Raw genomic sequence first — 5,372 nt, forward strand, 5'->3', positions numbered from 1 at the left:
TGTCCGGCGGTGTCCTACTCTCCCACACCCTCCCGAGTGCAGTACCATCGGCGCTGGAAGGCTTAGCTTCCGGGTTCGGAATGTAACCGGGCGTTTCCCCTCCGCCATAACCGCCGTAACCCTATCAACATATCAAACAACACACACAGTAGGGGTTGTTTGTTTGTCGTGAGTTACACAGTGGACGCGAGCAGAACCTTTGTAGTCAAGTCCTCGGCCTATTAGTACCGGTCAACTGAACCAGTTACCTGGCTTACATCTCCGGCCTATCAACCCAGTCGTCTAGCTGGGGGCCTTACCCCCACAAAGTGGGGTGGGATACCTCATCTTGAAGCGAGCTTCCCGCTTAGATGCTTTCAGCGGTTATCCCTTCCGAACGTAGCTAACCAGCCGTGCCCCTGGCGGGACAACTGGCACACCAGAGGTTCGTCCGTCCCGGTCCTCTCGTACTAGGGACAGCCCTTCTCAAGTATCCTACGCGCACGGCGGATAGGGACCGAACTGTCTCACGACGTTCTAAACCCAGCTCGCGTACCGCTTTAATGGGCGAACAGCCCAACCCTTGGGACCTGCTACAGCCCCAGGATGCGACGAGCCGACATCGAGGTGCCAAACCATCCCGTCGATATGGACTCTTGGGGAAGATCAGCCTGTTATCCCCGGGGTACCTTTTATCCGTTGAGCGACACCGCTTCCACACGCAAGTGCCGGATCACTAGTCCCGACTTTCGTCCCTGCTCGACCCGTCAGTCTCACAGTCAAGCTCCCTTGTGCACTTACACTCAACACCTGATTGCCAACCAGGCTGAGGGAACCTTTGGGCGCCTCCGTTACCCTTTAGGAGGCAACCGCCCCAGTTAAACTACCCACCAGACACTGTCCCTGAACCGGATCACGGCCCGAAGTTAGATACCCAAATCAACCAGAGTGGTATTTCAAGATTGCCTCCACACATACTGGCGTATGCACTTCACCGGCTCCCACCTATCCTACACAAGCTAATTCGGATACCAATGTCAAGCTATAGTAAAGGTCCCGGGGTCTTTCCGTCCTGCCGCGCGTAACGAGCATCTTTACTCGTACTGCAATTTCGCCGGGCCTGTGGTTGAGACAGTGGGGAAGTCGTTACGCCATTCGTGCAGGTCGGAACTTACCCGACAAGGAATTTCGCTACCTTAGGATGGTTATAGTTACCACCGCCGTTTACTGGCGCTTAAGTTCTCCGCTTCGCCCCCGAAAGAGCTAACAGGTCCCCTTAACGTTCCAGCACCGGGCAGGCGTCAGTCCATATACATCGAATTACTTCTTCGCATGGACCTGTGTTTTTAGTAAACAGTCGCTTCCCCCTGCTCTCTGCGGCCATACAACGCTCCACCCGCACGGGGCTTCACGTCTCCGGCCCCCCTTCTCCCTAAGTTACGGGGGCAATTTGCCGAGTTCCTTAACCACAGTTCACCCGATCGCCTCGGTATTCTCTACCTGACCACCTGTGTCGGTTTGGGGTACGGGCCGCTCGGAACTCGCTAGAGGCTTTTCTCGACAGCATAGGATCACTGACTTCACCTGAATCGGCTCGGCATCACGTCTCAGCCACAAGTGCTGCGGATTTGCCTACAGCACGGCCTACACGCTTACCCCGGCACAACCACCGGCCGGGCTCAGCTACCTTCCTGTGTCACCCCATCGCTTGACTACTACCCGCCAGGTTCCCACGCTCCCCCAGCAAAGTCCGAAGACCTCACCAAGTTCGGATGGTTAGCACAACGAGGTTCATCAGGGACGCTCCTTCGCGGGTACGGGAATATCAACCCGTTATCCATCGACTACGCCTCTCGGCCTCGCCTTAGGCCCCGACTCACCCAGGGCGGAATAACCTGGCCCTGGAACCCTTGGTCATCCGGCGGAAGGGTTTCTCACCCTTCTTTCGCTACTCATGCCTGCATTCTCACTCGTGCCGCGTCCACAACTGGGTCACCCCGCTGCTTCACCCCCGGCACGACGCTCCCCTACCCACCCACACACCTGGATGCCCCCTCCGAAAAGAAGACACCGAGTCACGTGTGAGTGCCACAGCTTCGGCGGTGTGCTTGAGCCCCGCTACATTGTCGGCGCGGAACCACTTGACCAGTGAGCTATTACGCACTCTTTAAAGGGTGGCTGCTTCTAAGCCAACCTCCTGGTTGTCTATGCGACCCCACATCCTTTTCCACTTAGCACACGCTTAGGGGCCTTAGCTGGTGATCTGGGCTGTTTCCCTCTCGACTACGAAGCTTATCCCCCGCAGTCTCACTGCCGCGCTCTCACTTACCGGCATTCGGAGTTTGGCTGATTTCGGTAAGCTTGTAGGCCCCCTAGACCATCCAGTGCTCTACCTCCGGCAAGAAACACACGACGCTGCACCTAAATGCATTTCGGGGAGAACCAGCTATCACGGAGTTTGATTGGCCTTTCACCCCTAACCACAGGTCATCCCCCAACTTTTCAACGTTGGTGGGTTCGGCCCTCCACGCGGTCTTACCCACGCTTCAGCCTGCCCATGGCTAGATCACTCCGCTTCGGGTCTAGAACATGCGACTCAAACGCCCTCTTCAGACTCGCTTTCGCTACGGCTCCCCCACACAGGTTAACCTCGCCACATGCCACTAACTCGCAGGCTCATTCTTCAAAAGGCACGCCGTCACCCCTCAAGGCTCCGACGGATTGTAGGCGAACGGTTTCAGGTACTATTTCACTCCCCTCCCGGGGTACTTTTCACCATTCCCTCACGGTACTCGTCCGCTATCGGTCACCAGGAAGTATTTAGGCTTACCAGGTGGTCCTGGCAGATTCACGGCAGATTTCAGGAGTCCGCCGCTACTCGGGAACACCCACAGAAGACCAGCTGCTTTAACCTACCGGACTATCACCGTCTACGGTCAGCCTTTCCAGACCATTCAGCTAACAACTGGCTTTGTAACTCCTTAGGTGGTTGTCAGCCCACCACATGAGGTCCCACAACCCCGACCACGCAACCCCTGACAGGTATCACACGCAACCGGTTTAGCCTCAATCCGCTTTCGCTCGCCACTACTCACGGAATCACTATTGTTTTCTCTTCCTACGGGTACTGAGATGTTTCACTTCCCCGCGTTCCCTCCACACACCCTATGAATTCAGGTGCAGGTGACATCACATGACTGATGCCGGGTTCCCCCATTCGGACACCCTGGGATCACAGCTCGGTTGACAGCTCCCCCAGGCCTATCGCGGCCTCCCACGTCCTTCATCGGCTCCTGGTGCCAAGGCATCCACCGTTCGCCCTTGACAACTTGACCACAAAGATGCTCGCGTCCACTGTGCAATTCTCAACAAACAACCAACCCACAACCCACCACCCCACACCAGCAACCCCACCCCCCAAGGAGGCAGCATCCGGTATGCAAGGCCAGACTGTGCCTGGCAGCCAGCGAACCACAACGGTCCGCACCAGCCTCTGAAAGACAACCAACGGTTGTTCCTTCAGGACCCAACAGGGTGCCCATCATCCACTCCCAGCCGCACCAACCCCACCATTCCTGCACCCCCCACAGGGAGCGTGTACTAGGAAAAAGCCGGCCGTTGCCAGAAACAGACTCACCAGTGTCTCCGCCATCGAGCACCCCGACCCGACATCCGCAGGCCGCGGGCTCCATACCAGCCTTCGCTGGATGGTGCTCCTTAGAAAGGAGGTGATCCAGCCGCACCTTCCGGTACGGCTACCTTGTTACGACTTCGTCCCAATCGCCAGCCCCACCTTCGACGGCTCCCTCCACAAGGGTTGGGCCACCGGCTTCGGGTGTTGCCGACTTTCGTGACGTGACGGGCGGTGTGTACAAGGCCCGGGAACGTATTCACCGCAGCGTTGCTGATCTGCGATTACTAGCGACTCCGACTTCACGGGGTCGAGTTGCAGACCCCGATCCGAACTGAGACCGGCTTTTTGGGATTCGCTCCACCTCACGGTATCGCAGCCCATTGTACCGGCCATTGTAGCATGCGTGAAGCCCTGGACATAAGGGGCATGATGACTTGACGTCATCCCCACCTTCCTCCGAGTTGACCCCGGCAGTCTTCGATGAGTCCCCGCCATAACGCGCTGGCAACATCGAACAAGGGTTGCGCTCGTTGCGGGACTTAACCCAACATCTCACGACACGAGCTGACGACAGCCATGCACCACCTGTCACCGGCCCCGAAGGACCCCACATCTCTGCAGGATTTCCGGCGATGTCAAACCCAGGTAAGGTTCTTCGCGTTGCATCGAATTAATCCGCATGCTCCGCCGCTTGTGCGGGCCCCCGTCAATTCCTTTGAGTTTTAGCCTTGCGGCCGTACTCCCCAGGCGGGGCGCTTAATGCGTTAGCTGCGGCACAGAGAACCGGAGAGGCCCCCCACACCTAGCGCCCAACGTTTACAGCGTGGACTACCAGGGTATCTAATCCTGTTCGCTCCCCACGCTTTCGCTCCTCAGCGTCAGTATCGGCCCAGAGACCCGCCTTCGCCACCGGTGTTCCTCCTGATATCTGCGCATTTCACCGCTACACCAGGAATTCCAGTCTCCCCTACCGAACTCTAGCCTGCCCGTATCGACTGCAGGCCCGCAGTTGAGCCACGGGTTTTCACAGTCGACGCGACAAGCCGCCTACGAGCTCTTTACGCCCAATAAATCCGGACAACGCTCGCGCCCTACGTCTTACCGCGGCTGCTGGCACGTAGTTGGCCGGCGCTTCTTCTGCAGGTACCGTCACTTGCGCTTCGTCCCTGCTGAAAGAGGTTTACAACCCGAAGGCCGTCATCCCTCACGCGGCGTCGCTGCATCAGGCTTCCGCCCATTGTGCAATATTCCCCACTGCTGCCTCCCGTAGGAGTCTGGGCCGTGTCTCAGTCCCAGTGTGGCCGGTCGCCCTCTCAGGCCGGCTACCCGTCGTCGCCTTGGTAGGCCATCACCCCACCAACAAGCTGATAGGCCGCGAGCCCATCCCAAGCCGAAAAACTTTCCACCCACCATCATGCGACAGCAGGTCATATTCGGTATTAGCCCCGGTTTCCCGGGGTTATCCCAAAGCCTAGGGCAGGTTGCTCACGTGTTACTCACCCGTTCGCCGCTCGAGTACCCCGAAGGGCCTTTCCGCTCGACTTGCATGTGTTAAGCACGCCGCCAGCGTTCGTCCTGAGCCAGGATCAAACTCTCCAACAAAAACCTGTTGAACAATCCAAACCCGGCAACATAATGTTGCCAAAGGAATCCCAAAACCAGCCAAACCCCAAAAGGTCCGACCAGCACGGGGTATCAAACAAATTGGCACTGGCTTATCAAGCACCCTGTTGAGTTCTCAAAGAACAACCACACACCA

3 rRNA genes are annotated in these 5,372 nt (G+C 57.6%); all 3 read right to left on the reverse strand.

Annotated features, from left to right (window positions below):
- Nucleotide 1: 1 nt before the first annotated feature.
- Nucleotides 2–118: ribosomal RNA gene (gene rrf, locus AC507J_RS32005) — 5S ribosomal RNA — on the reverse strand.
- Nucleotides 119–201: 83 nt separating this feature from the next.
- A 23S ribosomal RNA gene (locus tag AC507J_RS32010) occupies nucleotides 202–3,314 on the reverse strand.
- 386 nt (nucleotides 3,315–3,700) lie between these two features.
- Nucleotides 3,701–5,215 (reverse strand): 16S ribosomal RNA (locus AC507J_RS32015).
- Together the 16S, 23S and 5S rRNA genes form the textbook arrangement of a ribosomal RNA operon.
- Between the last annotated feature and the right edge of the window lie 157 nt (nucleotides 5,216–5,372).

Source organism: Micromonospora sp. PRAS1, from assembly GCF_059553435.1.